Annotated in this window: 26 protein-coding genes; 14 read left to right on the forward strand and 12 right to left on the reverse strand. The window is 52.5% G+C overall.

All coding sequences use genetic code 11. The features are described 5' to 3' along the window. Positions 1 to 14: 14 nt before the first annotated feature. Entirely contained in the window at positions 15 to 383 is a 369-nt protein-coding gene (locus tag B152_RS0114205) for a response regulator (protein WP_020593099.1), read from the reverse strand. After that, positions 383 to 685 (reverse strand): STAS domain-containing protein, encoded by a 303-nt coding sequence (locus B152_RS23835; RefSeq protein WP_020593100.1) that lies wholly within the window; start codon positions 683 to 685, stop codon positions 383 to 385. Before B152_RS23835 ends, B152_RS0114205 begins: the two co-directional genes overlap by 1 nt. Before the next feature lie 414 nt (positions 686 to 1,099). On the opposite strand from B152_RS23835, the gene phnD reads away from it, so the two are divergent. From phnD to phnE (B152_RS0114235), 4 genes are all read left to right on the forward strand, one after another. Next, the gene (gene phnD / locus B152_RS0114220; protein ID WP_020593102.1) at positions 1,100 to 2,077 is read left to right on the forward strand and encodes a phosphate/phosphite/phosphonate ABC transporter substrate-binding protein; all 978 of its coding nucleotides are present in this window, start codon (positions 1,100 to 1,102) and stop codon (positions 2,075 to 2,077) included. 110 nt (positions 2,078 to 2,187) lie between these two features. Continuing rightward, entirely contained in the window at positions 2,188 to 2,994 is an 807-nt protein-coding gene (gene phnC, locus B152_RS0114225; RefSeq protein ID WP_020593103.1) for a phosphonate ABC transporter ATP-binding protein, read from the forward strand. Continuing rightward, positions 2,991 to 3,800: a phosphonate ABC transporter, permease protein PhnE gene (phnE, locus tag B152_RS0114230; protein ID WP_020593104.1), complete on the forward strand. Its 810-nt coding sequence runs from the start codon at positions 2,991 to 2,993 to the stop codon at positions 3,798 to 3,800. Before phnC ends, phnE (B152_RS0114230) begins: the two co-directional genes overlap by 4 nt. Then, the gene (phnE, locus tag B152_RS0114235) at positions 3,800 to 4,618 is read left to right on the forward strand and encodes a phosphonate ABC transporter, permease protein PhnE (RefSeq protein WP_020593105.1); all 819 of its coding nucleotides are present in this window, start codon (positions 3,800 to 3,802) and stop codon (positions 4,616 to 4,618) included. Before phnE (B152_RS0114230) ends, phnE (B152_RS0114235) begins: the two co-directional genes overlap by 1 nt. Positions 4,619 to 4,710: 92 nt before the next feature. Here the strand turns inward: phnE (B152_RS0114235) and B152_RS23840 are convergent, their stop codons facing one another. Next, positions 4,711 to 5,409 (reverse strand): SDR family oxidoreductase, encoded by a 699-nt coding sequence (locus B152_RS23840; protein ID WP_020593106.1) that lies wholly within the window; start codon positions 5,407 to 5,409, stop codon positions 4,711 to 4,713. A 124-nt stretch (positions 5,410 to 5,533) separates the two neighbouring features. Here B152_RS23840 and B152_RS0114245 point away from each other — a divergent pair, with 124 nt between their 5' ends. Next, entirely contained in the window at positions 5,534 to 6,004 is a 471-nt protein-coding gene (locus B152_RS0114245) for a flavodoxin family protein (RefSeq protein WP_020593107.1), read from the forward strand. A 39-nt stretch (positions 6,005 to 6,043) separates the two neighbouring features. On the opposite strand, the gene B152_RS0114250 is transcribed toward B152_RS0114245, so the two are convergent. The 3 genes from B152_RS0114250 to B152_RS0114260 form a co-directional block, all read right to left on the reverse strand. Continuing rightward, positions 6,044 to 7,558, reverse strand: a complete 1,515-nt coding sequence (locus B152_RS0114250) for an aldehyde dehydrogenase (RefSeq protein WP_026261570.1) — start codon at positions 7,556 to 7,558, stop codon at positions 6,044 to 6,046. Between the two features lie 68 nt (positions 7,559 to 7,626). Further along, on the reverse strand, positions 7,627 to 8,550 hold the full coding sequence (locus B152_RS0114255; protein WP_020593109.1) for an NAD(P)-dependent oxidoreductase: 924 nt from the start codon (positions 8,548 to 8,550) through the stop codon (positions 7,627 to 7,629). A gap of 75 nt (positions 8,551 to 8,625) precedes the next feature. Continuing rightward, positions 8,626 to 9,810: a mandelate racemase/muconate lactonizing enzyme family protein gene (locus B152_RS0114260; protein ID WP_020593110.1), complete on the reverse strand. Its 1,185-nt coding sequence runs from the start codon at positions 9,808 to 9,810 to the stop codon at positions 8,626 to 8,628. Positions 9,811 to 10,023: 213 nt separating this feature from the next. On the opposite strand from B152_RS0114260, the gene B152_RS0114265 reads away from it, so the two are divergent. Then, positions 10,024 to 10,941, forward strand: a complete 918-nt coding sequence (locus tag B152_RS0114265; protein ID WP_020593111.1) for a LysR substrate-binding domain-containing protein — start codon at positions 10,024 to 10,026, stop codon at positions 10,939 to 10,941. A 42-nt stretch (positions 10,942 to 10,983) separates the two neighbouring features. Here the strand turns inward: B152_RS0114265 and B152_RS0114270 are convergent, their stop codons facing one another. Together B152_RS0114270 and B152_RS0114275 are read right to left on the reverse strand one after the other, a co-directional pair. Next, entirely contained in the window at positions 10,984 to 12,477 is a 1,494-nt protein-coding gene (locus tag B152_RS0114270) for an aldehyde dehydrogenase family protein (protein WP_020593112.1), read from the reverse strand. 76 nt (positions 12,478 to 12,553) lie between these two features. Then, positions 12,554 to 13,705, reverse strand: a complete 1,152-nt coding sequence (locus B152_RS0114275) for a mandelate racemase/muconate lactonizing enzyme family protein (protein ID WP_020593113.1) — start codon at positions 13,703 to 13,705, stop codon at positions 12,554 to 12,556. A 171-nt stretch (positions 13,706 to 13,876) separates the two neighbouring features. On the opposite strand from B152_RS0114275, the gene B152_RS0114280 reads away from it, so the two are divergent. Continuing rightward, the gene (locus B152_RS0114280) at positions 13,877 to 14,755 is read left to right on the forward strand and encodes a LysR substrate-binding domain-containing protein (RefSeq protein WP_033406537.1); all 879 of its coding nucleotides are present in this window, start codon (positions 13,877 to 13,879) and stop codon (positions 14,753 to 14,755) included. 30 nt (positions 14,756 to 14,785) lie between these two features. Here the strand turns inward: B152_RS0114280 and B152_RS0114285 are convergent, their stop codons facing one another. From B152_RS0114285 to B152_RS0114295, 3 genes are all read right to left on the reverse strand, one after another. Then, on the reverse strand, positions 14,786 to 15,328 hold the full coding sequence (locus tag B152_RS0114285) for a glutathione peroxidase (RefSeq protein ID WP_281168724.1): 543 nt from the start codon (positions 15,326 to 15,328) through the stop codon (positions 14,786 to 14,788). 93 nt (positions 15,329 to 15,421) lie between these two features. Continuing rightward, positions 15,422 to 16,300 carry a DMT family transporter gene (locus tag B152_RS23845; protein ID WP_020593116.1) on the reverse strand — a complete coding sequence of 293 codons (879 nt, stop codon included), beginning with the start codon at positions 16,298 to 16,300 and terminating at the stop codon, positions 15,422 to 15,424. A 128-nt stretch (positions 16,301 to 16,428) separates the two neighbouring features. After that, positions 16,429 to 16,926: an Lrp/AsnC family transcriptional regulator gene (locus tag B152_RS0114295; protein ID WP_020593117.1), complete on the reverse strand. Its 498-nt coding sequence runs from the start codon at positions 16,924 to 16,926 to the stop codon at positions 16,429 to 16,431. 169 nt (positions 16,927 to 17,095) lie between these two features. Here B152_RS0114295 and B152_RS23850 point away from each other — a divergent pair, with 169 nt between their 5' ends. Beyond that, a complete protein-coding gene (locus tag B152_RS23850) occupies positions 17,096 to 17,425 on the forward strand; it encodes a hypothetical protein (RefSeq protein WP_157231093.1) in 330 nt (109 codons plus the stop codon). A 3-nt stretch (positions 17,426 to 17,428) separates the two neighbouring features. Here the strand turns inward: B152_RS23850 and B152_RS0114305 are convergent, their stop codons facing one another. After that, on the reverse strand, positions 17,429 to 19,495 hold the full coding sequence (locus B152_RS0114305) for an FAD-dependent oxidoreductase (protein WP_020593119.1): 2,067 nt from the start codon (positions 19,493 to 19,495) through the stop codon (positions 17,429 to 17,431). Between the two features lie 283 nt (positions 19,496 to 19,778). On the opposite strand from B152_RS0114305, the gene B152_RS0114310 reads away from it, so the two are divergent. From B152_RS0114310 to B152_RS0114335, 6 genes are all read left to right on the forward strand, one after another. Next, entirely contained in the window at positions 19,779 to 20,798 is a 1,020-nt protein-coding gene (locus B152_RS0114310) for an ArsJ-associated glyceraldehyde-3-phosphate dehydrogenase (RefSeq protein ID WP_020593120.1), read from the forward strand. After that, positions 20,799 to 22,028 carry an organoarsenical effux MFS transporter ArsJ gene (gene arsJ / locus B152_RS0114315; RefSeq protein ID WP_020593121.1) on the forward strand — a complete coding sequence of 410 codons (1,230 nt, stop codon included), beginning with the start codon at positions 20,799 to 20,801 and terminating at the stop codon, positions 22,026 to 22,028. Between the two features lie 33 nt (positions 22,029 to 22,061). Further along, positions 22,062 to 23,258, forward strand: a complete 1,197-nt coding sequence (locus tag B152_RS0114320) for a TRAP transporter substrate-binding protein (RefSeq protein WP_020593122.1) — start codon at positions 22,062 to 22,064, stop codon at positions 23,256 to 23,258. Positions 23,259 to 23,362: 104 nt separating this feature from the next. Then, positions 23,363 to 24,094 (forward strand): DUF1007 family protein, encoded by a 732-nt coding sequence (locus B152_RS0114325; protein WP_020593123.1) that lies wholly within the window; start codon positions 23,363 to 23,365, stop codon positions 24,092 to 24,094. After that, positions 24,091 to 25,164 carry a nickel/cobalt transporter gene (locus B152_RS0114330; protein WP_020593124.1) on the forward strand — a complete coding sequence of 358 codons (1,074 nt, stop codon included), beginning with the start codon at positions 24,091 to 24,093 and terminating at the stop codon, positions 25,162 to 25,164. Before B152_RS0114325 ends, B152_RS0114330 begins: the two co-directional genes overlap by 4 nt. Positions 25,165 to 25,261: 97 nt before the next feature. Then, positions 25,262 to 25,582 carry a hypothetical protein gene (locus tag B152_RS0114335; RefSeq protein ID WP_020593125.1) on the forward strand — a complete coding sequence of 107 codons (321 nt, stop codon included), beginning with the start codon at positions 25,262 to 25,264 and terminating at the stop codon, positions 25,580 to 25,582. Positions 25,583 to 25,625 lie beyond the last annotated feature (43 nt).

Here is a 25,625-nt window from a genome sequence, read left to right on the forward strand (position 1 = left end):
TCCGAAGCTTGAGGTTATGGGCAAACTTTCTGGACTACCTGTAGTAATTTTTCCGGATTGAAGGGCTTCACAATCCAGCCTGTCGCGCCGACGGCCCGACCTTCTTCCTTCTTGGCACCGTCCGCTTCCGTCGTCAGCACCAGGATCGGGGTCAGGCGGTGGGTTGGGTTCGCCCTGATTTCTTTCACCAGCGCCAAGCCATCCATGTTTGGCATGTTTACGTCTGTGATAACCAGATCGACTCTGCCGCTACCCATGAGTTTGCTTAAGGCATCTCGCCCGTCTGAGGCCTCGATAACATCGTGTCCGGCACTCCGGAGTGTAAAGGAAACCATGTCGCGCATGGTTTTTGAATCATCTACAGCAAGAACTTTTAGAGCCATTATTTCTCGTCCGTCATACTGATGTTTGCGTAGAGCCCCAGATCTTTAAAAGCAGTGACAAGGGCGTCTGATGCATCACTGATCTGAAAAGATCTTCCTGCCTCTATACAGCTTATAGCTGCGGAATGCATGATCTGAATACAGGCTGTGGAGACCTTTTCAACGGCACTGGCATCTATCTTTAGATTCAGTGACTTATTATCGGAATCAACAAAAAGTTCAAGCAGATGTTCCGCTGAAGCCATGTCCAGTGAAGGCGTGAGGCTGATGAGGGCTGTTTGATCTGATACTTCGACTTTCATTGTCTCGAATCACTTCCCTATCGTCTATGTGAAGATTCAATACACACGATGTAAGGAATTCTGTTTATTCGTCGTATGCAGCCTATGAGTGTATGTTGGAGTCGTTAAGAAGAGATTAAGCGTGAATGTCTGAAAAGTTTCATTAGAATTTTATTTTCAGCTGAAGATTGCCATTTTCTAGTCGTGTTTCTGTTTGATTTGGTCAAGAGGCTGCTTGAGCAGGGAGCGGAATTTTATTTCATATGAAGCTTACTTGTGTTTCAATTGAAGCTAATAATGATAACAACAAGCAAGAAAACACTGTTGGGGCTGGGGTTTATCGAAGTCTGTGCCTCTGCAGATATGGTAACGATCAAAAACAAATAATCAGATTTCATACTGGTTTGATACTCTGGTTGATACTGGGAGGTATTCATGAAGCTTCGGGACGTTCTGTTGGGCTGTGCAAGTGTGCTGGCCTGTTTTTCTCTTAATCTGTCAACCGCTTCGGCGCAGGATTGCCCCCGGGGGGATCTTGATACCCGCTTTTGTGATGTGGACGGTGATCTAATTGCGGACACACCAACGGATGCGTCGCAATGGCTAGACCCGGAAACACTTATTTTTGCCTATACTCCCGTTGAAGATCCGGCGGTCTATAAGGAAGCCTGGTCTGATTTTATCGAATATCTTGAAGAAAAGACCGGCAAGGAAGTCATTTTCTTCCCGGTTCAGTCCAACGCGGCAGAGATCGAAGCCATGCGTTCCGGTCGTCTGCATATTGCAGGCTTTAACACGGGGTCAAATCCGCTTGCTGTAAATTGTGCCGGGTTTAATCCTTTCACCATTATGGCCAGTGCCGATGGCAGCTACGGCTATGAAATGGAGATCATTACTTACCCTGGAAGCGGGGTGGAAAAGGTCGAAGATCTGCGGGGCAAAAGCCTGGCTTTTACATCGCCAACTTCCAATTCCGGCTTTAAAGCGCCTTCGGCCATTCTCAAGGCTGATTTCGACATGATTCCAGAACGGGATTTTGAGCCGACTTTCTCAGGGAAACATGACAACTCTATTCTTGGGGTTGCCAACAAGGATTACGTGGCGGCATCCATTGCAAACTCGGTCAAATTCCGGATGATTTCCCGCGATGTCATCAAGGAGGATCAGGTCGTTACAATCTACAAATCCCAGACATTCCCAACCACGGGATTTGGCGTGGCCTATAATCTGAAGCCTGAACTCCAGGCGCAGATCAAAGATGCCTTCTTCAGCTTTGAATGGGCCGGGACATCTCTGGAAACTGAATTCTCCAAGTCCAATGAAGGTCAGTTTCTGCCTATGAATTACAAAGAATTCTGGGACGTGATCCGTAAAATAGATGCGGCGAATGATGTGTCCTATTCCTGCCAGTAACGAGGCAGTTATCAGACCTTTTTCCAGTTAACTCCTGATTGTTCCCTGGTGCCCCATGGCACCGGGGTTTTCAGGTATAGGCATTTTAGCCACAGATACAGGTAGAGTAGATGTTACACCTGAATAAACTGACCAAACAGTACGCCACGGGTGATAAAGCGCTGACAGATGTGGAGCTGCAAATTCCCAAGGGGCAGGTTGTTGCCCTGATCGGCCCCTCCGGTGCGGGCAAGAGCACCCTGATCCGCTGTATTAACCGTCTGGTAGAGCCGACTTCGGGTAAGGTTGTGCTGAACGGAACAGAATTGACCCGGCTGGGGGCTGGTGCCCTGCGCAAGGCACGTCGCCGGATGGGGATGATCTTTCAGGAGTACGCTCTGGTCGAGCGCCTGACAGTGATGGAAAATGTTCTGTCGGGGCGTTTGGGGTACGTTGGGTTCTGGCGGTCTTTTTTCCGCTGGTATCCGCAGAGTGATGTGGATGAGGCCTTTCGCCTGCTGGAACGTGTCGGGCTGGATCATATGGCGGACAAACGCGCAGATGAACTGTCGGGCGGTCAGCGTCAGCGTGTTGGTATTGCCCGCGCGCTTATCCAGAACCCGGAACTGCTTCTGGTTGATGAACCGACAGCATCGCTTGATCCCAAAACATCAAGGCAGATCATGCGTCTGATTTGTGAGCTTTGTTCCGAACGGGGACTGGCGGCGATCATCAACATTCACGATGTGGCTCTGGCCCAGATGTTTGTCCAGCGGGTGATTGGCCTGCAGTTGGGCAAGGTTGTTTATGACGGACCGCCTGATGGCCTGTCGCCTAATATCCTGACCCAGATTTATGGCGAGGAAGACTGGGAAGCAACCATTGCCAGGGTTGAGGACGAGGATGAGAATGATCTGGCAGAGGGGGCCGTTGCATGAGCGCAGTTCTTGCCTCAGAGCGGAGGAAGTGGCGGAAGCCGCCCTTTATTCGAAATCCCCTAGCCCGCTGGGGCCTGATTGTTTTTGCCCTGGCTTATCTGGTTCTGGCTATCGGGTCGATGGAGGTGAACTGGCAACGGGTCTATGAAGGGCTGGAACGGGGGAAACAGTTTATTCTCGCCTTTTCTCACCCTGATTTCACCAGCCGCTGGTCTGATATCTCTGCGGGGATGATTGAATCAGTCATCATGACCATTACCTCGACGGCGGCTGGGATCATTATATCGATCCCGATCGGACTTGGTGCGGCGCGCAATATTGCGCCTCTGCCTGTGTACTATCTTTGTCGGGGAATCATTGCCGTTTCCCGAGCCCTGCATGAAATTATTGTTGCGATCCTGCTGGTGGCGATTTTCGGTTTTGGCCCCCTGGCGGGATTCCTGACCCTTTCCTTTGCAACAATCGGTTTTCTGGCAAAGCTGCTGGCTGAAGACATCGAGTCAACTGATCGTTCGCAATCAGAGGCGGTCAAGGCGACAGGGGCTTCGTGGTTGCAGTGGATCAATTATGGAATCCAGCCCCAGGTCATGCCGCGCCTGATCGGCCTTTCCATGTATCGTCTGGATATCAACTTTCGCGAGTCTGCAATTCTGGGGCTTGTCGGCGCCGGGGGCATCGGGGCTACTCTTAATACCGCCTTTGATCGTTATGAGTTCGACACTGCCGCAGCAATTATCGTGATCATTATTGTGGTTGTGATGGTGCTTGAATATCTGTCCGGCATGATTAGAGCGAGGTTGCAGTAATGGCGGTTTCAATCAAAAACAAGGGCCAGAAGGTTTGGCAGCTCCGAGACAGAAACAGCCAGATCCTACGCTGGTTTTTCCTCTTTATTGCTGTCTCGATCATTATGTATTGCTGGCAAAAAATCTCGAGCCAGACCGAGTGGTTTTTTGTCTGGGATGCGCCACGGATCGCCGGAGATATCGGCTCCCGCGCGCTGCCGCCCCGCTGGTCCTATATCGACCAACTCTGGGAGCCGCTGTGGGACACGATCAATATCGCAACACTGGGAACACTGTTATCGCTGTTTTTTGCGGTGCCGATCGCTTTTCTGGCGGCCCGGAACACGACGCCGCACCCGATTTTCTGTCGCTGGCCAGCTCTGCTGATTATCGTTTCCTCCCGTTCGATCAACTCCCTGATCTGGGCTCTGTTGCTGGTGGCAATTATCGGCCCGGGAATCTTTGCCGGGACCATTGCCATTGCCCTGCGATCCATTGGTTTTTGTGCAAAGCTTCTTTATGAAGCGATTGAGGAAATTGACGAGAAACAGGTAGAGGCAATAACGGCGACCGGAGCCAGCCGCTGGCAAGTAATGGCCTATGCCATTGTGCCTCAGATCATGCCATCCTTTGCCGGGATTACAGTGTTCCGTTGGGACATCAACATCCGGGAGTCAACGGTGTTGGGGCTGGTCGGTGCTGGCGGGATTGGGTTGCAGATGCAGTCCTCGCTGAATGTACTGGCCTGGCCCCAAGTTACCTTGATTCTGCTGATCGTCTTTATTGCGGTGATTATCAGCGAGATGGTTTCTGCCAAGGTCCGCGCTGCGATTATCTGATTTATTGCAGGGATGCCTCAACACAAAAGCGCCCGGAAACCAATCCGGGGGCTTTTGTGTTCTGAGCTGGTAGTGAGCATTACTGGTAATCGTTACTGGTAATCGTTCAGGCTTCTGCCGGATACATGGCCCCAGAGCATCTTCTCATCACTCAGCATATGTTCGATCATGCCCGCGGCATCAGCCGGGCGCATGGCGACATTGAGATCGCGGTCAATTCCGGCAGTGGCATACATCTGGCTGTCAACCTTGCCCGGATAAAAGCCCATGACCCGTACACCTTTCGGGGCACATTCAACCTCGAGACAGCCGGTGAAACCACGGATCGCCCACTTGCTGCCGCTGTAAACCGCGATGGATTTCCGGCTATAGAGTGCAGCAGTCGAGACCACATTGATAACGGCACCACTTTTGCGTTCGAGCATGCCGGGCAGGACGGCATGGGTCATAAACATGGTGCCCAGTGTATTGGTTTCCATAACGCTGCGGATATCTGCGGGTGTGTGGCTTTCAAAGTCTCCCTCAAGCCAAATCCCGGCATTGTTGACCAACCCCCAAAGAGGTCCGACTTCCCGTTCAACCCGGGCAACAACGTCACTGCAGCTGGCTTCCGAAGCAACGTCGAGAACATATCCTGAAGTCCCGGTCTGTTCTGCATACCCGGCGACCTTGTCGGGGTTTCGGCCAGTGAGAACGACGTTGTAGCCGGAGGATTTCAAGGCTTCAACCGTTGCCAGTCCGACACCACTGGTCGCACCAGTCACCAGTACAATACGATTTTTGTTTCCCATAACCCTCTGCTTTCGAATAGACTCTTGTCACAAAATAGCGGGATCATCCTAGTCAGTTGAAAGTGGTAAGGGTAGAATTTTGTTAATATTTTTATCTCTCGTCCTGAAGAGGTCATGAGCAGCTATGGCGAATAAAAATCTCCTGATTGTCGCCCATGTGCCTTCGCCCAACACACAGCAACTTTGTGATGCCGTGGTTCGAGGGGCTGGGCATGAAGATATTGCGGGAATTGATCTTGTGGTCCGGACGCCTTTTGAGGCGGGGCCGGGGGATGTGCTTGCCGCCGATGCCATCATTCTGGGAACAACAGAAAACCTGGGCTATATGAGTGGGGCCCTGAAGGATTTCTTCGACCGGATCTATTACCCTTGTCTTGAGAAAAAACAGGGTCTGCCTTATGGGCTTTATATTCGTGCGGGGCATGACGGCACTGGTACCCGGCGGGCAGTCGAGACAATTATCACCGGGCTGCGCTGGAAGGCTGTGCAGGAAGAGCCACTGATCTGTCGAGGCGCTTATGACCAGGCGTTCCTCAGTCCGTGCGAGGAGCTGGGGTTGCTGATGGCTGCGGGGCTTGAAGCGGGAATTTTTTGAGGGGCGCTTTATTGTCCCCTCACTCTGTGCAGTTCGACTTTATTCCAGACTGAACCAGGCAGATTTACTCTGGGTGTAGCTTAGCAGGCTGGCAAAACACTTGTCCCGGGCGTTGCCGGACTGTTTGTAGCCGCCGAAAGGTTGGGTCATGTCCCCATCGCCAAAACAGTTGACCCAGACAACACCCGCCTCGATTGCCTTGACCATGCGATGTGCCGTCGTGACATCCCGGGTCCAGACACTGGCTGCGAGGCCGTAGATGCTGTCATTGGCAATCTGCAGGGCTTCTTCTTCGGTTTCGAAGGTAATGAGGGATGCAACTGGACCAAAGATTTCTTCCCGGGCCGGGCTCATGCCGCGGGTGACGCCGTTGAGCAGTGTCGGGGCAACATAAGCCCCGGTTTCAAATCCTGCAGGTATCGCACCGCCAAAGGATAGTCTGGCTCCCTCAGTAACCCCGCGGGTGATTTTTTCCAGTACCCCCTGTTGCTGTGAACGACTGACCATTGGTCCCATGGTGGTCGCGGGATCAAGAGGATCACCGGGTTGATAGGCTGCCAGCGCGCGCTGTTCAAAGCGGGCAGAAAATTCTTCCTGCAAGGATCGATGGACCAGCAGACGGGAACCTGCATTACAGACCTGTCCTGCGTTGTCATAGATCCCGGCGAAAGCGTAGTCCACTGCGCGATCCAGATCTTTCAGGTCGGGCATAAAGATCTGGGGGCTTTTCCCGCCGCATTCCAGCGATACCCGTTTCAGATTGGATTGCCCGGAATAGATCTGCATCAGTTTGCCGACAGCGGTAGAGCCGGTGAAGGTAATCTTGGCGACATCGTTGTGCAGGGCCAGGGCCTTTCCTGCTTCAGGACCCAAACCATTGACCACGTTAAAGACCCCTGTCGAGCCGCCCGCCTCGATAAAGAGTTCGGCCAGACGCAGGCAGCTCATCGGGGCCTGTTCGGCAGGTTTGAGGACCACACAGTTTCCAGCGGCGAGGGCGGGGGCAAACTTCCATGTCGCCATCAACATTGGGTAGTTCCAGGGAGAGATGGCCCCGACCACGCCGAGGGGTTCCTGCAGAACAAAGTGCAGCGCATCCTTCACCGTGTTGGTGACCGTTCCTTCGATCTTGTCGATGCATTCGGCAAAATAGCGCAGGGTGACAATAACCTCTGGCAGATCGATGTTCAGAACATCGCTGATGGGCTTTCCCATATCCAGCGTTTCAAGCAAAGCCAGTTCAGCCGCATTGGCCTCGACCAGATCAGCCATGCGCGAGAGAACCGCCATCCGTTCCCGCGGCGGCATATGCCTCCAGCGACCATCCCGCCAGGCGGTCTGGGCTGAGGCAACGGCCAGATCAATGTCCGCTGCACTGCCCTTTGACATTTCAGCCACAACTTCGCCGTTGGCCGGGCTGATGGTCGGAAAGCTGTGGCCGTCCTGGGAAGAGACAAAGCGTCCCTCAATGAACAAGCCTGTTTTGATCTTCAGAGACTGTGCTTTTGCTTGCCAGTCTGCCTTTGAGAAGGAGGATAATGCATCAAATGCCATTTCAGTGCCTTTTTGAAATCCATTCATCTTGTTCGTTAGGGGGTGTTTGCCAGAAGGAGGGGTGTCAGCTATCCGACATTCTCTTCGGTCAGCTCTGCGGGATAGCCTTCTGCTCTGAGGTCAATGCCACAGGCCTGTTCGATCATTCTGGCAACTTCCGGGGATTGGGCCTGTCCACCAAACAGACCTTTGGCGCGACGATAAATCTGCTGGGTGGCGCTGCCCAGTTCCAGGGGCACCCCGGTTTTTTCTGCAATGCCCTGGGCGAGGCCAAGATCCTTGAGCACAAGATCTATCGGAAAATTGACATTATAGCTGCCGCTGAGGATCAGTTTTGATTCCGTTTCATGAACAAAGCTGTTGCCCGAGCTGTGGCGAATGGCTTTCCAGATTGCATCCATATCGACACCAAATTTTCGGGCCAGCATCATGCCTTCGCTGGCGGCGACGAGGTGGATAAAGGCCAGCATATTGGTAACGACCTTGACCACTGTCGCATGACCAATCGGTCCCATATAGATGATTTCGCCGCCGACTGTCTGCAATACCGGCTTGACCCTGTCGAACACGGTTTCTTCGCCACCAACGAGGATGGTGATCTGGCCGGAATGAGCGCGGTGAACGCCCCCGGTAACCGGACATTCCAGCACGTCGATGCCTTTGGCTTTGGCTTTTTCGCTGAGGCGCTTCAGATCTTCGAAATCGGTGGTGCTCATCTCGATCCAGGTGCTGCCTGCAGCAAGATTGTCAAACAGTCCCCCTTCTCCTTCGGCAACTTTGCGGGATGCTTCAGGGGAAGGCAGAACGGTAATGACGGTTTCAGCGGAACGACAAATGCCCGCGATATCGTCAGACCAGATCGCTCCCGCAGCGAGAAGGCGTTCGGCATTTTTACGGTTAAGGTCTGTAACCGTTACTTCGTGTCCGGCCTGAACCAGATTCATTGCCAGAGGTTCGCCCAGACTGCCAAGGCCGACAAAACCGATTTTCATTTTTTTTCTCCTGAAGGTACCTGAGGGAGGTGCAATTTGATGTTGTGTAAAAGATGAGAGGGTGTCGTTGTCCGCTCACACCGGATGCTGCTGCATTTCCAGATGCAGCATGTCACCAGTGTAGGGATGAGCTTCGGCAACAGCTTCGTTCAGCTCGACCCCAAGTCCGGGTTCATCGGATGGAATGATATAGCCGTTTTCCCAGCGGATTGGCTTTTTAAGGATCTCGGTATGGAAACCCTGCCATTGCTGGATGCTTTCCTGAATTAGAAAGTTCGGACTGCAGGCACCTATCTGGATATTTGCAGCCCCTTCAATTGGCCCGCAATAAAGATGCGGGGCGATCTGGGCATAGCTGGCCTCGGCCATGGCAGCGATCTTCTTGGCTTCAAGAATGCCGCCAACCCGTCCCAGGGCAAACTGCAAAATAGAAGCGGCCCCGCTTTGCAGGACACGCTGGAATTCATATTTGGTTGCCAGACGTTCGCCGGTTGCAATCGGGATCGAGGTGCCGCGGGCTACTTTGGCCATCTCTTCCTGATTGTCAGGGGGGGTGGGCTCTTCAAACCAGAGCGGGTCATAGGGCTCGAGGCGTTTTGCCAGACGGATTGCCCCGGCCGCAGTCATCTGTCCATGAGTGCCAAAGAGCAGATCGCAACGGCTGCCGACTGCTTCACGAATTTTCCGGGCGAAGGCTTCCGAGCGGTCCAGTTCCTCAAGCGACAGCTGACGCGGATCAAAGGCTGTGTAGGGCCCTGCCGGGTCGAATTTTACGGCGGTGAAGCCCTGTGCTGCATAGTCAGCGGCACGTTCCGCGGCAAGATCCGGGTCCAGGTAGACATCGGTTTTGTCACCTTCCTGTGGGTAAAGGTAGGTATAGGAGCGGAGTTTCTCATGTACCTTTCCCCCAAGAAGTTCATAGACGGGTTTGTCGAGAGATTTGCCGACAATATCCCAAAGCGCCATTTCAATCCCGCTTAAGACTCCCATGATTGAGATATCGGTGCGCTGGGTGAAGCCGCTGGAATAGACCCGCCGCCAGAGGGTTTCGATCCGGAAAGGGTTCATGCCTTCGACATAGCGTTCAAAAACATCGCGGATCATGCTTTCAACCACATGCGGATGAAAAGGAACTGAATAGACTTCGCCGATGCCTTCAATGCCGTTGTCTGTGGTCAGCTTGGTGAAGATCCAGTAGCGCCCGCCAAAATGGGGTGGAGGATTGCCAACGACGAAGGTTTTGAGCTCGGTAATCTTCATTCTGTCCTCGTGATCATGCTGCAGGGGATCTGCATTCTAGCAGATGTGTTGCTGGACATGGTTTGGGTTAAGCCGTTTCCTGGGAAATAACTCTGCGCCTGATCACGACTTCCGACAAATGATGTTTTTTTGTCAATTGGTATAAAAAATATTCCAATTGGCTTTGGTTGATGCCAAGAATGCCAAGGGTATTACACAGGGAGCCTGAAGAATATGGCCGGACGACTGGATGCCACAAAGCTTCCACCGCTGAAAGCGCTCAAGGGTTTCGAGGCTGCGGCCAGACTTGAGAGTTTCCGGGGAGCTGCGGAGGAGCTGAACCTCACCCATACTGCAATCAGCCATCAGGTGCGTTTGCTGGAAGAAAGTCTGGCGGTTGCCCTGTTCGTTCGCGAGGGGCGCGCGGTCAAACTGACACGGGAGGGTGAAATTTTTTATCCGGTTGTCCGTGAGGCGCTGGGGCAGTTATTGAGCTGTGCCGAGATCCTGCGGCGCTCCGGTCAATCCCGCAGCTTGAGAGTGCAGGCCTATGTGACGCTGTCCATTCGGTGGCTGGCCCGGCGGCTACATCGTTTTCGCGCATTGGAGGCCGGGTTTGATCTTCATATTATCTCGAGTATTCTTGACGGATCTTTTGATGAATCCCTGGCGGATATCGGGATGATCTATACGGCAAAACCTTTGGCGACACACCTGCATTGGATTCCGCTTTTTGAAGCGCGGCTGACAACTGTGTGTAGTCCCGGTTTCCTCGCGGCGCAGGGAGGGGAAATGGTTGCTGCTGACTTGCTGCGTGTACCGTTGCTCAAGGTCTATACGGCAGATGATCACTGGAATGAGTGGTTCCAATCCGCTGGGGTTGTTGCTCCCTCTACGCGCTCATCCATCGGGGTCGATACCGTCGCGATTGCTCTGGAAATGGCGATGGATGGGGAAGGCGTCGCCATGGTCAATGGTCCCTTTGCCGAAGGCGATATCAAGGCCGGACGTCTAGTACAGCCTGTTGATCATGTGGCCCAAGCGCCGGGAGGCTGGGGGTTGGCCTGTCGAAATGATCTCAAGGATGATCCCCGGATACAGGTTTTCATTAATTGGATGAAGGACGAAGTGGCCCGCTATTCAAACAATTGAATGGTTCACAGCAGGCCTTTCTGTTGCTGATCCAGAACCGTACTAGATCCTTGCCGTTACTGCCTTGACCCGACAGTAACTCCGCAGGGCTTCCAGCCCTTTCTCCCGTCCGAAACCTGAAAGTTTGTTGCCACCGAAGGGGACCTCTACCCCGCCTGCAAAGTATTCGTTGACGTAGAGCTGTCCTGCATCAATGTCCCGGGCGAGGCGCAGAGCTTTGCTGATGTCGCGGGTGTAGATACCTGCGGCAAGACCAAAGTTGGTGCCGTTGGCCAGCTCCAGCGCTTCGTCTGCTGAATCTACCACCTGTACCGAGAGCACGGGCCCGAAAATCTCCTGTTGAATTAGCCTATCATCCGGAGTGAGCTGATCTAGAATGGTTGGTTCAAAGAACCAGCCTTTGCCTGTTTCTGGGTCATGAGTTTTGTTGCCGCCATGGGCAACCGTGATGCCGCGTTTTTTGGCATCGATAAGGAAGTCATCAACTTTTTTAAGATGCATTTCTGAGTTGATGGCCCCGATAGAAGGGTTGCGCAGGCCGTGTCCGAGAGTGAGATTTTTTGTTTTCTCTACAAGCTTTTCCAGAAGTTTTGTGTGAATAGTACGTTCGACAATCAGGCGGGAACCTGCAGAACAGATTTGTCCGGCATTGGAAAATATCGCCCAAAGCGTTCCTTCTGCGGCGGCGTCGATGTCGCAGTCTGAAAGAGCAATAACTGGTGATTTTCCGCCAAGTTCAAGAGTTACACTGGCAACATTGTTGGCCGCCGCTTTCATGACATTGATCCCGGTATCAACCGAGCCAGTAAAGGTAACATGACGAACTTTTGGGTGCGAGACCAGTGGTGCCCCTGCGTTGGCGCCGGTGCCGTTGATGATGTTGAGAACACCGTCAGGAAAACCAGCCTGCTTGAAAATTCCGGCAATCAACAGTGCGGTAAAAGGTGTGGTTTCAGCTGGTTTGACGACGGCGGTACAGCCGGCGGCAAGGGCAGGAGCTATTCCGCGGATCATGGTAGAGGTCGGATAGTTCCAGGGAATGATATGGGCCGTTACTCCGACAGGTTCGTGGAGAGAGAAAGAAAGATAATCTGGACCGAGGGGGAAGGTTTCACCCTCGAGTTTATCAGCGGCACCTGCGTAGTATTCAAGCAGACGTGCCGAGCTGTTGATATCTCCCTGGGCTTCAGCCAGGGTTTTTCCGGAATCGATTGTTTCTGTAACGGAAAGCAGATCGCTGTTTTGACGCAGAAGAGCCGCGGCCCGGTTCAGGAGACGGCTCCGTTCTGCGGGCAGGGTTTTTCGCCAGACTGTCCGATAGGCTTTTTCAGAACTTTCGACCGCCCGGTTGACGTCTTCTTCTGTGGCACAGGAAAAACTGGCAAACGCCTGCGCAAGGCCGGGGTCGAAGGATTCCATCTGTTCAGCTGTGCTGCCCGCACAGAATTTCCCGTCAATGAACAGACCTGTTGGCAGGTCAGAGAGACTGCCGAGCTTGAAATAATTCTGGATGAGTTGCTGCAGGTTGTCGGTCATGACGCAGATTCCTTGTCGCCCTATGTTGGCGTTAATATGTTTGTCGTCTGAAGGGTTTGTTGAATCTTGATTTAGCTTAAAGGCCCGCACGCAGTTTCAGATCCGGGAAATCCTGTCCGACCCGGCTGATCTGATACTGCTGTCGTGCCAGCCAGTCAGGATTGAGTTCGATCCCCCAGCCGGGTGTGTCGGGGATCGCTAAATTGCCGTCTGTGATCTGGAAGCCGGGTGTGAAAATATCATTCTGCCAGGGATAGTAATCGAGTCCCTCAATCGAGAACTCGAGATATTTTCCCGGGTTCGATATTCCTCCCATCATGTGCAGGGAGAAGAGAGTCACAAGAGACAGGTTGGCGGCGTGCAGGGTAATGGGCATTCCAGCCTGTTTTGCCAGCTCGACAACCCGGAGCGTACGGGTGATGCCGCCCATATAACAGATGTCAGGCTGGGCGATGTCGACAATTTTTCCCCGGGTGATCTTCTGCCAGATCGGCAGATAGTTGTCCTGTTCGCCACCGCTGACATCGATATCCAGACTGTCGGTAACCTGCTTGGTCCATTCCAGTTCCCAATAGGGGCAGGGCTCTTCGAAATGGTTGATGCCATGTTCCTGGAGCAGTTTGCCAACCTCAATGGCGCGGGGAGGACTGTAGCTGCTGTTGGCATCAACCAGCAGTGTAACGTCATCTCCGAGGCCTTTGCGGATGGTTGGGATGATGGCTTCTGTTCTGCCCGGCCATTGATCCTGATCGTGGCCGCATTCCTTGCCGATACGGAACTTAAAGGAGCTATAGCCGTGCAGGTCTTTCAGTTTCTGGAACCGGGCAAGTTCCTGTTCTGGGGTGATGTTGCGCTGCATGCTTGAGGCATAGGCGGGAAATGAAGCTGTTGTCCCTCCTAGCAGCTTGCAAACACTTTTGTTTTCGATCTTTCCCCGGATATCCCAAAGGGCAGTATCAACCCCGCAAAGCGCGCGGTAGAGATAAGAGCAGGGGAATTTGTGTTCGCGTTCCAGAACTTCGTCCGTTGCGGCATCAAGGTCAGCAAGCGATAATGTTCCGAGATCCCGACCAAGCAACCAGGGCGCGACCTGTCGATGGACAACCTGTGCGGTGATGTCAGCGAGATAGGGCGCAACCTGACCCCAGCCTTCATGACCTTCGTCGGTTCTGACGCGAACGATGGAGACAAATTCATTGGTGAAAGTTTCGATACTTTCAATTTTCATCTTCTATCTGCCTTCGCCTGCAACGGGATGAGCTGGCCACCGGAATGCGGGGGAGCTTCAGTTTAAATCCCTGAATCACACTGTTCAATCAGGCCATAATTTATCAACCTTGACCAAAAAACAAACGAAGTATTATTCTAGTAAGGCCTAAATTAATTTTTGGATCTAATGATGTCTTACCAACTGCCTCCTCTGATCTGGCTTCGGGCTTTTGAAGCTGCGGCCCGTCGTACCAGTTTTACGGCTGCGGCAGAGGAGCTGCAATTAACCCAGGCGGCAATCAGTTATCAGGTGCGGTCCCTGGAAAAACACCTTGGTTTTCCCCTGTTCGAACGCTTGCCGCGCAGTTTGCGCCTGACGGATATGGGCAAGGCCTATCTCCCCGCTGTGCGCAAGGCATTTGACGAGTTATCGGCAACAACCGTGGGTCTGTTCGGCCCCAAGCGCGACAAATCAGTAACAATTCGGGCAACCATATCTTTTGCGGTGTTGTGGTTGGGGCCTCGGTTGAAAAATTTTCGCCAAAAATACCCCGAGGTAAACATCCGGCTTTGCACCTCGATCTGGGCTGAAGGATCAAGTGAAGACGAAATGGATCTGGAGGTGCGGTTTGGAGACGGGCACTGGAATGATTTCAATGTGGAATTACTCTGTCATGACAAGATAATCCCGGTCTGTTCGCCTCTGTTTGAGGAGAAACTGGAGCCACAGTCAGAAAACCTTCTGCACATTATGGGAAGCGAAGATGTCTGGAAACGCTGGTTTGAATCTCATGGTCCGGGAGAGTATGACACCGTGAAAGGCGTTCGGGTTGATAACTCTCTGACCGCCCTGGAAATGGCGGCTACCGGATCTGGTTTTACGGCTGTTCAAAAATGTTTTGCCGAGCCCTACCTTGAAAACGGGCGTTTGATCCGTCCAAGCAAACATGAGCTGCCCGCTTTACAGTCCCACTATCTGCTGATGCCGGAGAGCCAGTCTCGCCCCAAACCGGAAGTTATCTGGTTTCGTGACTGGCTCTGGGCTGAAGCCAAGGCGTACTTTAGATAAGATAAAACGCGACAGCTTTACAGGCGTTGCTCAGTGGGTTCCGGGCTTGAGGAGTTTCTCAATAGCCTGGATAACTTTTGGGGCGTTTGGAGCGGTGACGGTGCTGAACCAGTCAACCAGTTTGCCATCCGGCCCGATAAGATATTTGTGGAAGTTCCATTTGGGGGCCGCAACCATACCCAGTTCCTGTCGAGCCCACTTGTAGAAGGGGTGCGCATCAGCACCTTTGACATGCTCTTTTTCGGTGATGGGGAAATCAATGCCGTACTGCATCTGGCAGAACTGTTTTATATCGTCCTTGCTGCCGGGTTCCTGCGCGCCAAAATCGTTGGAAGGGACGGCAAGGACAACCAGTCCTTTTTCGCCGTAACTGTCCCAAATCTTCTGCAGATCGGCGTATTGTTTGGTAAAGCCGCAAAAAGAGGCCGTGTTGACCAGCAAGATTGCTTTGCCCTTGTAATCAGCAAGATTGATGCTGCCGCCCTCAATCGATGCAAAAGAGAAATCGTGCGCTGATGAAAGCTGGGATGCTGCAGCACCAGTTGCAAATAACCCCATGACCAAATTTATCACAATAATCAAATTCCTGAACATCGGGGTCTCGTTTCTGCTCTTGATGCTTTCTTCAGCTTTTACGCCAGAAAGACTATAGCGGATCACTATACCCTATTTATAAGCCTTCGAGACGGTAATCAGCCCCATGCCTGCCAAGACAATCAGTCCTGCAAAAGCCATATGCAGGGTGAAGGGTTCATCAAATACCATAACGGTGGCGAATACGGCAATAACCGGCACACTCAATGTCAGGGGGGCAAGGAAAGAAATCGGATGCCGACGCAGCATCCACGCCCAGGAGCCATGACCGATGATGCTGGAGGCAATTGCGGCATAGGTAACCCCAAGCCAACCGTTGAGACTGGCGGCTTCCATCGAGACCATGATGTTGGGTTCAAGCAGAAAGGCGAGGGCCAGAGAGAAGGGAATTCCCAGAGCAGAACTCCAGCAGATGATTGCAAGGGGGGAAATCAGGGTCTTGCCCCTGATCAGAATGGTATAGAAGCCCATGCAGAAGGCAGAGGCCAAGCCAGCAAGCAAGGCGTCCATACTGTCAAAAAAAGTTGGCTCATAAAAGAGTATAACCACACCGATAAAACCGAGGGTCAGGCCGGAAATTCTTTTGATACCGGGGATGTCCCTGAAAAATATCCAGGCAAGCAGCACCGAGAAAGCAGGGCCAAGTTGTATGATCACCGAGATCGCGCCAACACTGGCCGTATGCTGGATCGACCAGAAGAGCAAACCAAAATGGCCAGGAATAAGCACCAGGCTTATGGTCAACAGCGAGCGGAATTGCCCTTTGGGATATCTCACAAAAGGGGCAAGCAGAAGAAAGATAATTGAAAAGCGAATCGCAAGTGCTGTCCAGACCGGGAATTCACTGACCCCTACCTTGATGGCGATATAGTTCAGGCCCCAGAGCAGGAATACGATTCCGAGGATGCTGTAATCCCGGAGGCTTACCGGGTGGTCCTGATTTTGAGTCATTGAATTTTCTATGTAATGGGAGGATGCCACGCTCTACTGGCTTGCCTGAGGGGGCTATACGACAGGTTTTTTATGCGACTTACCAGCCTGTTTTGTATTCTCTGGGTATTTTTCTGAAGAGGAGGAGGTTAATCCGGCCTTTTTTCCCTTTTGTAAAGTTGCTGGAGCGGAAGCCGGGTTGTGTCGACAAAACGGGTCAGGGCTGTGGAAGAACTGATCTCTTGTACGCCTTCGATCTGGGAAAGCTCCTGCCAGAAAAAACGTTCGTATTCTTCTATATTGCCAACCACAATTTTGAGCAGGAAATCGACACTGCCCATGAGGGTGTGACACTCGATCACCTGGGGGCATTTTCGAACGGCCTCGACAAAGTCGGGCAAGGCGCCTTTGACGTGGTGGTGCATCTTCACCTGAGCGAAAACCGTAACACCCAGACCGATTTTTTTCTGGTCAAGAATGGCGACGCGTTCCTTGATCACGCCATTATCGAGCAGGCGCTGGATGCGCCGCCAGCAAACCGATTTCGAGGAGCCCAGCTGTTCAGCAAGTTCTGTCACCGGGATTGTAACATCCTTTTGTAGGGCTTCGAGGATACGTATGTCGAGATCATCAAGAATATCGGTCATATTTCCCGTATTTTATGTTTCATTCGGAATTTTGATCCTCTTTGTATCATCTTTTTCTGGACTTAGGGAAGATTTACCGTCTGCGATAGGGGATACTGTCTATCAGGGGGAGGCGCCCTTGCTGTGTTTTTGAACAGCTGTGTATTGAATGCCTTTGTGGAGAATGGCTGTGAGAAATAATCCGGTTGCGACCTATCAGATCCTTGCCGAGAGCGAGCCGGGAACCTTGCCTCGTATTCTTGAATTTTTTGCCTTGAACAGCTCTGTGCCGTTTTCTGTGTCAGCTGTACGTGCCGGAGAAGAGGTCCAGAAAATTGTTATCGAAACGGATGATCTGACAGAACAGCGTGCCCGGATCATTGAAGCAAAACTGGCGGCTGTCTTTACGGTACATACAGCCAGCTGCAGCTTTGATGAGCAGAAGGATACGCATTTTGTTGAAGTCCTCCATGATATCAAAGCCGCAGCAAGCCAGAATAGTGTAGCTCTTTTCGGATGATCGCTAACTTATAAGCCCGGGCCGCTCTCCTTCGAACAGGGCAGCATCCCAGCTTTCTCCTTCAAAACAACGGGCGGCCAGATGACCGTAATAAACGGCCGAGGCGAGGGAGCCCGGTGCATAGGCATCGCCGATGACTTCCAGTGTTTTGATCCCTGCCGCAGCAAGTGCGGCGGGTTTGTTTTTCAGGCTGTGATACAAGGCATCATTGGCATCGCGGGCGGTGACCAACAGCAAAGCATCAGCAGAAATAGTGCGTGTCTGACCCGTGTAACCACAGGCCAGCTCGACAGACCCTGCCGTTACCGTTTCGACGCTATGGCTGGTGATGATTTGTACGCCTAGGTTCATCAGGCGTGACTGGATTTTTTCCTGTTCCAGCGTAAATTCGGTCCAGGCAGAAACCTTTACATCCGGTGTAACCAAGGTCACCTGCTGGCCTTCTGTGACCAGTTTTTCAGCAAGAACCCCGCCCATATAGTAATGGTCATCATCAAAGATCACGACCTTTCCTGCGGGGCTATTCCCGTCAAGCAGATCATCCGGTGTGAAGACAGGAAGTAGATCCAGGCCGGACAAGGGTTTGTGGTGGTGTCGTCCTGTGCCATCTCTACGCCAACGAGAGCCGGTGGCGAGCAGGATATGTTTAAAGCCAAACTCGAGCAGGGCTGCTTCATCCAGTTCGCTGTCGAGATAAATCTCCACGTTGCTCTTTTGCTGCAGCAGGTTGCTGCGGTAATCCCTGACACGGGCATAGCTGGAAAGACCAGGCAGTCTGCTTTCTCTGGTCGAGCGCCCGCCCAGTTCTGTTCCGGCTTCGGCAAGGGTAACCTGATATCCCCGATTTGCCAGTTGCAGGGCACACTCAAGACCTGAGGGGCCGCTGCCGACCACAAGGACAGCGTCGTCAGACTGTTTCGGGGCGATTTTTTCCGGGTGCCACTTGCGCCGCCATTCTTCGCCCATGGTTGGGTTCTGGGTACAGCGGATCGGAACACAGAGATTATCGCCGGTCACACAGATGTTGCAGCCGATACATTCGCGGATTTCATCAACACGGCCCTCGGCGATCTTGTTGGGCAGGAAGGGATCGGCAATGGAGGGCCGGGCGGCACCGATCAGATCGAGAACACCTCGTTTGATTTGGGAAACCATTGCATCGGGCGAGGTAAAGCGCCCGACACCGACCACGGGTTTACTGGTCAGGGACTTCACAAAAGCCGTATATTTTTCCTGATAGCCTTCGATGGGTTCAAAACGCGCAGTCGAGGAATCGTTGGTCCAGCCGCTGATGTTGACATCCCAGAGGTCGGGGTGCTCTGCCAGCATACCTACAACGTCCCTTGCTTCACCTTCTGAAGTCATACCATCTTTGCCCAGCAATTCATCCACAGCAAAGCGGAAGGCGATGGCGCAACGATCACCTACGGCTTCTTTTGTTTCTTCAAGAATCTCCCGTGTCAGACGAACCCGGTTTTCCAGAGATCCGCCATAGGTATCACTGCGCTGATTGTATCGGGGCAACATGAAGTGCATCAGCGTGGTCATACAGTGCCCGGCATAGACGTAGACGATGTCGTAACCAGCTTCGCGGGCATTAAGGGCAGCCTGACGGTACCATTTGCGCAGATTCTTGATGTCGGTTAGATCCATGGCCCGGGCGTGCACAGGATCATAGGCACTTACCGGCATGGCCGAGGGAGCCATCGGCGGAAGGCGAGATGTGCGGTTGGGTGCGTGAAAGCCATTGTGAACAAGCTCAACCCCGGCAAGGGAGCCGTGCTGGTGTACAGCTTCGGTCATAAGGCGATGGGCAGGGATATCGCGTTGATCCCACAGGCGGCCTTCAATATAGGGAGAAATTTCCGATGAGGGATGAATTTCTACTTCTTCGGTACAGACAGCACCCCACCCGCCTTCCGCTTTCATGCCGCGCATGGCGGCGAGGCTCTTGGGGCGGGCGTAGCCCAGGCCATTGCAGTGCGGCACCTGATAGAAGCGATTTTTTATAGTAACAGGGCCGATTTGCAGCGGTTCAAAAAGAATATCGTATCTGGGATCGCGGGGCATTTTGTACTTTCTTAAGTCTCAGGCTGACAGTTCGTTCCCGGGTTTTTTTACGGATTTCCTGGGAATTTTTATGAATGATGTCAGATCCTGACCCGGGCAACCAACCAGAATTTCTTATCAGCCTTTTGTTGTGCTTATGGCATCGTGTAAAAAATATCACTTGGGATAAGGGCGCTGGAAAAAAGCTGAAGATATCGAGGAATATTTAGATTACGTCATAAAAAATTCACACATAATCTTTATATTTCCGGAATTATGGAATTATAAGCAAGGCATTTAGGAGATGAAGCCAGTGACTCTACGTGTTGGTATTAACGGCTTTGGCCGGATGGGGCGTTTGGTGTTCAGGGCAGGTTGGGACGTCCCGGGAATTGATTTCGTTCATGTGAACGAGATCCAGGGCGGGGTTGACTGCGCAGCACATCTGCTGGAATTCGATACTGTCCATGGTCGGTGGCATAACGAAGTGATTGCTTCTGAGGGAGGCATAACGGTCGGAGAACAGAAAATCTCTTTTTCTGAAGAGAAGGACCCGGTGAAGGTTGACTGGAAAGCCCGGGGTGTGGATGTGGTTCTCGAGTGTTCGGGCAAGTTCAAGACACAAGAGGTTTTGGCTCCTCTTCTTGAAGCTGGCGTGAAGAAGATCGTGGTCGCGGCGCCGGTGAAATCGGAAGGGGTGCTGAATCTTGTTTATGGTGTGAACCACGAACTCTACAAACCAGATCAGCACCACATTATTACCGCGGCCTCCTGCACAACCAACTGTCTGGCCCCGGTGGTCAAGGTAATTCATGAAGCGATTGGTATCGAACGGGGATCAATCACCACGATCCACGACGTGACCAATACCCAGGTCATGGTCGATTCTCCGCACAAGGATCTGCGGCGTGCCCGTTCGGCCCTGAACTCTTTGATCCCGACGACCACGGGGTCGGCAACGGCGATTACGATGATCTATCCAGAGCTGAAGGGAAAATTTAACGGTCATGCGGTTCGCGTTCCGTTGCTCAATGCATCGCTGACCGACTGTGTATTTGAACTTGCGCGTTCGACGACTGCTGAAGAAGTCAATCAGCTGTTCAAAACAGCGGCAAGTGGCTCCTTGAAAGGGGTGCTCGGTTTCGAGGAACGACCGCTGGTCTCGGCAGATTTTGTCAATGATCCCCGCTCTTCGATCATCGATGGTCCCAGTACCATGGTGGTCGATGGACAGCATCTCAAAGTTTATGCCTGGTATGATAATGAGTGGGGCTATGTGAACCGGATGGTCGATCTGCTTCGCCTGATCGGGCAGGATCTCTAAATGGCTGATCTGCGGGGTTATGCGGTTGTAACGGCTGCCTACTGGGGCTTTACCCTGACCGACGGGGCTTTGCGCATGCTGGTCCTGCTGCACTTTCATCAGCTCGGGTTTTCGCCTCTGGATCTGGCCAGCCTGTTTCTGCTGTATGAGGCCATGGGGATTGTCACCAACCTTGCCGGGGGCTGGATCGCAGCACGCTTTGGCCTGCGGCTGACCTTGCTGGTGGGGCTGGCAATACAAGTTTTTGCCCTGCTGCTGCTTTCCGCACTGGATACAACCTGGTCCATCGGTTTTTCGGTTTTTTATGTCATGGTGGCACAGGCTCTGTCTGGCGTTGCCAAGGACTTGACCAAGATGAGTTCAAAATCTGCTGTCAAACTGGTGGTAAAAGAAGACAGTGGAGAAGCATCGAATAACAGGCCAGGTCTGCTCTTTCGTTGGGTTGCCTTGTTAACCGGATCCAAGAATGCCTTAAAGGGGCTGGGTTTCCTGCTTGGAGGACTGTTGCTGGAAGGACTGGGCTTCCAGCTTTCGCTCTGGGTGATGGCCTTTGGTCTGGCGCTGGTTTTGCTCGGGAGTTTTCTCCTGGCCGAACGCGCGTTGGGGCGGGTGAAAAGCCCAGTCGGGACTCGGGAGCTTTTCTCAAAAACCAGGCAGATCAATCTATTGTCTTTCTCCAGAGTTTTCCTCTTTGCAGCCAGAGATGTCTGGTTCGTGGTCGCTCTTCCGGTTTTTCTCTATTCATCTCTGGGGTGGAGTTTTGAAGAAGTAGGGGCCTTTATGGCTGTCTGGGTTATTGGCTATGGTCTGGTTCAGGCTGTGGTGCCGAAATTTACCCGCGGGGTTGTGACGCCACAGCAAGGAGTTAAGGCAGCAGAATTTTGGGGAGGAATACTGATGGTTGTTCCCCTGTGCATTGCAGGTGGAATCTGGATGGATACAGCAGCCGGACCCTATATTCTGATCATCGGATTACTGGTTTTCGGTTTTGTCTTTGCCGTGAATTCCTCCTTACATTCCTATCTTATTGTCGGTTTTTCGGATGCGGACAAGGTGGCGCTGAATGTCGGGTTCTACTATATGGCCAATGCGGTCGGACGGCTGGGGGGAACTCTTTTGTCTGGTATTGTCTTTCAGTTCGCCGGACTGACGGCCTGCCTTGTTGTTTCAGCGGCTATGATTCTGATTGCTACTTTCCCGCTGTTACTTCTCTCACGGCAGAGAGAATAATTTTTCCCGGGCGTGCAGGAGATATTGCGTCTTATGCGTGAAGAGCTAAAGTGGATTAAAACATCCATGGGGGCTGACATGACTGATCCACGCAAAAACTCAAGCGCAGCAGGAGAACAGGACACACCAAAGACAAAAGGGATGAACCGGCGGGAGTTGCTGGGGGCCTTTGCAGTTGGTGGGGCTGCCAGTCTTGCGGCCCCTGCTGTTGTGCGAGCGGATGAAAAAATCGTCTGGAAAATGGCCATGAGCTGGCCGCGTAATGTGCCTGGCGTCGGAGTGAATGCGCAGCGACTGGCCGAGATGATTACAGCAATGTCCGGAGGACGTCTGACGATTGAACTCTTCGCCGCCGGGGAGCTGGTGCCGCCCTTTGAAGTCTTTGATGCGGTTTCGAACAATGTTGCCCAGATGGGGCATGCGACGCCCTATTACTGGCAGGGCAAGGATCAGGCTTTTCACTTTTTTACCGGTGTTCCTTTCGGGCTGACAGCTGCAGAACATAGTGGATGGCTCTACTTTGGCGGTGGTCAGGAGCTCTGGCAACGGGCTTATGAGCCCTTTGGTGTGCTTCCATTCTATGCGGGGTCCTCGGGACCGCAGGCTGGCGGCTGGTTCCGCAAGGAAATCAACAGTCTTGCTGACCTGCAGGGGATCAAGATGCGCATTGCCGGACTGGGTGGCGAGGCCATGCGCAGGGTTGGTGTGAATGTGGTGCTGTTGCCACCGGGCGAGATCTTTCCGGCGATGCAGGCTGGAACGGTGGATGCTGCGGAGTGGGTTGGCCCCTGGAATGACCTGGCTTTTGGTCTCTACAAGGTTGCCAAATATTATTACATGCCTGCTTTCCACGAGATTGGTCCGGCGCTGGAGGCTATTGTCAACAAAGAGGCCTATGCGGCCTTGCCGGAGGATTTACAGGAGCTGGTGAAACGGGCCGTGATGGCTTCAGCGACGGAGAGTTACGCAGATTTCACCTATGGAAATGTGAAGTCCTTTGCCCCGCTTTTGGAGAAAGAAGGGGTTGAACTCCGGACCTTCCCCGATGAGGTGATGCGCGAGCTTTACAAGGCTTCTGAAGATACCTTACTTGAGATCAGTCAGGGCAGTTCGCTGGCCGGAGAGATTTATCAGAGCTTTATGTCTTATCGCAAGGAAGCTGACAGTTACGCGCGTGAGGCTGATCTTGCAGCGTTGAAAATGCGGGCAATGGTCATGGGGGAGGTATAGTCGCTCCGATTATATTATAGAGCCGGGATTGAATTATTATAATGTTATACTATAACTATTGATCCTGGCGCTCGACTTTTCCGATCGGGCGATTATGACGAGGCATGTTCCGTTGTTCTGGTAACCGTCTTGTCTTTTTATGTGAGTTGCTCGCTGTGGTTCTGTTTTCTCTTTTTCATATGAAGGCCTGTTTCAGAGGGGTCCTTCTGGGACTGGCTGTTGTGATTCTTTGCGGTACGACAGCCCAGGCTCATCCGCATGTCTGGGTCGATGCGGCTGTGATTGTTCACCTGAATGATGATGGTCGAATTGTTGCGCTTGAGCCCGTCTGGATATTTGATGATCTTTATACCGAAACGCTATTGCAGGATCTGGATCAGGATCTCAGCGGGCAGGTGGAAAAGGCCGAACTGAACAACTTTGCCGGGGATGCCGTACGCAATCTTCATGAATGGGACTATTTTCTCTCTGCGCGGAAAGCCGGGGCTGAAAAACTTGTTTTCACAAAAGAAGTCACCGCGGATGGGGATCTGTTGAATAACCGTCTGGTGCTGCGCTTCAAGCTGACTCTGGATCAACCGATTGTGCTTTCTCAGGCCATAGAGCTGAAGATGTACGATCCTTCCTATTTTATCTCGATTGAGTTGGTACCGGAAAATACGGTGAGTTTTGTTGCCGGAGAGGCAAAAGGCTGCGGGTACAAAACTATAGAACCTGATGATGCTGTCGGTACTGAGCAACCCCTTTCAGATCTCTTTTTCAGTGATGAAGAAGTTGCAGCCAACCCGGAGCTGGGATCTATTTTTGCTGCGACTCTCCGGGTGACTTGCTCATGACCAAGGTTTCATTCAGTCGGGGCGGGGCAAGGTTATTACTTCTTGTCGTTCTGTTGGTCGGGCTGGGTCTTCTGGTGGATGCCTTGTTTGATGTTGTCGGGCTCTTTCCTTCTGCAGAGGCAGGTATCTGGAGCAGCTTTCTTGAAATCTTACGCAATCAGCAACGTGCCTTTTCCTCTCTTTTAGGTGACGGAGTCCGGGCCCTGGGGGATGGTCTCGGATTTGACTCCCTGGTCTATCTTGTCTGGATCTGTTTTCTCTATGGTGTTTTCCACGCTCTGGGGCCCGGGCATGGCAAGGCAGTGATCGCTACCTATACCCTGAGCACGGATACAAAAATAAGGTCTGTGGTCGGGCTGTCCATGGCTGCATCATTTATGCAGGGGCTGACAGCGATTGTGATCGTCGGGGTCTGTTATCTGCTGATTGAAAGTGGCGTACGTGGCGCTTCCTTAGCTGTCGAATCAGTGATGGAACCTCTCAGCTATGGTGCTGTCGTGGTGGTTGGGGGTGTCTTGCTGTGGCGCGGGCTGCGTCTTCGGGCATCACAATGCTGCGATCATGATCATGGTGGCCAACAGAACCATGTATCTATTGCTCCAGATCAGAATTCAAAAAGTACCTGTGGACATTCCCATGATGCCCATCCTCACAAATCAACCATGCCAGAGAATACAGAACAGCATAGCTGCTGTACCCCTCCTATGCCACAGCGCCGCTTCGCCGGATTAAAGCAGTACCGGGATATTTTTGCGATTGTTCTGGCGATCGGTATTCGCCCCTGTACCGGGGCGCTGCTGGTTTTGATTCTGGCTTTTGTGCTTGGGCACTGGGCAGGGGGACTGGCAGCTGTTTTGGCGATGTCTCTCGGGACAGGGATTACGGTGTCCTTGCTGGCACTGGCTGCCAAGGGGATCCGCTTTCCGCTGCTTAAAATTCTGGATGAACTGGGTGTGCAAACCGCAGTTGTCGGGCGGGTGGTCTCCATCGGAGGAGGCTTGTTGATTATCTTTATTGGCGGGACACTGCTGCTTGAGGTTCTTATGACCCCGGATCATCCCTTTATGTGAGGCAGACAGGGGCTTTATAATAGAGGTCTTATGATTGTGGTGTTTGGTTCCGCGCGCGCTTTCCTGTAGGCTGTTAAAAACAGCGCGAAGGTCCTTGATGTCAGACCTGTTCAAACAATCCCTTACAATCGCGGCCCTAATGGGGCTTGTTGTCTTGGTTTACCTTGGATTTTTGGTGATAACTGGTCAATTTAACCAGGTTTTACTTAAGCATGAAAAATTCTGGGGTGGGGTCTGTCGTGATGAAAAACAGGGGCCTCCGGCCGTGCTGGCTGTCGTTGCCGGTGTTTTGCTTCTCACTGGTTTAGTACGCGAAAATCCCTGGTTGCTGGGGAGTGGTTTTGCCACAGTCGTCTGGTGTTATGTCAAGCACAGGCAATCTCTGGTCGAAGACCCTTTTGACCAGAATGAACCCTAACCAGCACAAACCTTAACCAAAATAAATTCTGATCAGGATCAGG

The sequence above is a fragment of the Kiloniella laminariae DSM 19542 genome (assembly GCF_000374005.1).
GTDB lineage: Bacteria > Pseudomonadota > Alphaproteobacteria > Kiloniellales > Kiloniellaceae > Kiloniella > Kiloniella laminariae.

Excerpts from the sequence above, each read along its gene's own strand:
- phnD (WP_020593102.1), top strand. The coding sequence starts at position 1,100 with ATGAAGCTTCGGGACGTTCTGTTGGGCTGTGCAAGTGTGCTGGCCTGT.
- B152_RS0114330 (WP_020593124.1), top strand. The coding sequence starts at position 24,091 with ATGACCAAGGTTTCATTCAGTCGGGGCGGGGCAAGGTTATTACTTCTT.
- B152_RS0114335 (WP_020593125.1), top strand. The coding sequence starts at position 25,262 with ATGTCAGACCTGTTCAAACAATCCCTTACAATCGCGGCCCTAATGGGG.
- B152_RS0114325 (WP_020593123.1), top strand. The coding sequence starts at position 23,363 with ATGTTCCGTTGTTCTGGTAACCGTCTTGTCTTTTTATGTGAGTTGCTC.
- phnE (WP_020593104.1), top strand. The coding sequence starts at position 2,991 with ATGAGCGCAGTTCTTGCCTCAGAGCGGAGGAAGTGGCGGAAGCCGCCC.
- B152_RS0114295 (WP_020593117.1), bottom strand. The coding sequence starts at position 16,926 with ATGACCGATATTCTTGATGATCTCGACATACGTATCCTCGAAGCCCTA.
- phnC (WP_020593103.1), top strand. The coding sequence starts at position 2,188 with ATGTTACACCTGAATAAACTGACCAAACAGTACGCCACGGGTGATAAA.
- B152_RS0114205 (WP_020593099.1), bottom strand. The coding sequence starts at position 383 with ATGGCTCTAAAAGTTCTTGCTGTAGATGATTCAAAAACCATGCGCGAC.
- B152_RS0114245 (WP_020593107.1), top strand. The coding sequence starts at position 5,534 with ATGGCGAATAAAAATCTCCTGATTGTCGCCCATGTGCCTTCGCCCAAC.
- B152_RS0114250 (WP_026261570.1), bottom strand. The coding sequence starts at position 7,558 with ATGGCATTTGATGCATTATCCTCCTTCTCAAAGGCAGACTGGCAAGCA.
- phnE (WP_020593105.1), top strand. The coding sequence starts at position 3,800 with ATGGCGGTTTCAATCAAAAACAAGGGCCAGAAGGTTTGGCAGCTCCGA.
- B152_RS0114280 (WP_033406537.1), top strand. The coding sequence starts at position 13,877 with ATGTCTTACCAACTGCCTCCTCTGATCTGGCTTCGGGCTTTTGAAGCT.
- B152_RS0114260 (WP_020593110.1), bottom strand. The coding sequence starts at position 9,810 with ATGAAGATTACCGAGCTCAAAACCTTCGTCGTTGGCAATCCTCCACCC.
- B152_RS23840 (WP_020593106.1), bottom strand. The coding sequence starts at position 5,409 with ATGGGAAACAAAAATCGTATTGTACTGGTGACTGGTGCGACCAGTGGT.
- arsJ (WP_020593121.1), top strand. The coding sequence starts at position 20,799 with ATGGCTGATCTGCGGGGTTATGCGGTTGTAACGGCTGCCTACTGGGGC.
- B152_RS0114270 (WP_020593112.1), bottom strand. The coding sequence starts at position 12,477 with ATGACCGACAACCTGCAGCAACTCATCCAGAATTATTTCAAGCTCGGC.
- B152_RS0114310 (WP_020593120.1), top strand. The coding sequence starts at position 19,779 with ATGAAGCCAGTGACTCTACGTGTTGGTATTAACGGCTTTGGCCGGATG.
- B152_RS23835 (WP_020593100.1), bottom strand. The coding sequence starts at position 685 with ATGAAAGTCGAAGTATCAGATCAAACAGCCCTCATCAGCCTCACGCCT.
- B152_RS0114275 (WP_020593113.1), bottom strand. The coding sequence starts at position 13,705 with ATGAAAATTGAAAGTATCGAAACTTTCACCAATGAATTTGTCTCCATC.
- B152_RS0114265 (WP_020593111.1), top strand. The coding sequence starts at position 10,024 with ATGGCCGGACGACTGGATGCCACAAAGCTTCCACCGCTGAAAGCGCTC.
- B152_RS0114305 (WP_020593119.1), bottom strand. The coding sequence starts at position 19,495 with ATGCCCCGCGATCCCAGATACGATATTCTTTTTGAACCGCTGCAAATC.
- B152_RS0114255 (WP_020593109.1), bottom strand. The coding sequence starts at position 8,550 with ATGAAAATCGGTTTTGTCGGCCTTGGCAGTCTGGGCGAACCTCTGGCA.
- B152_RS23845 (WP_020593116.1), bottom strand. The coding sequence starts at position 16,300 with ATGACTCAAAATCAGGACCACCCGGTAAGCCTCCGGGATTACAGCATC.
- B152_RS0114320 (WP_020593122.1), top strand. The coding sequence starts at position 22,062 with ATGCGTGAAGAGCTAAAGTGGATTAAAACATCCATGGGGGCTGACATG.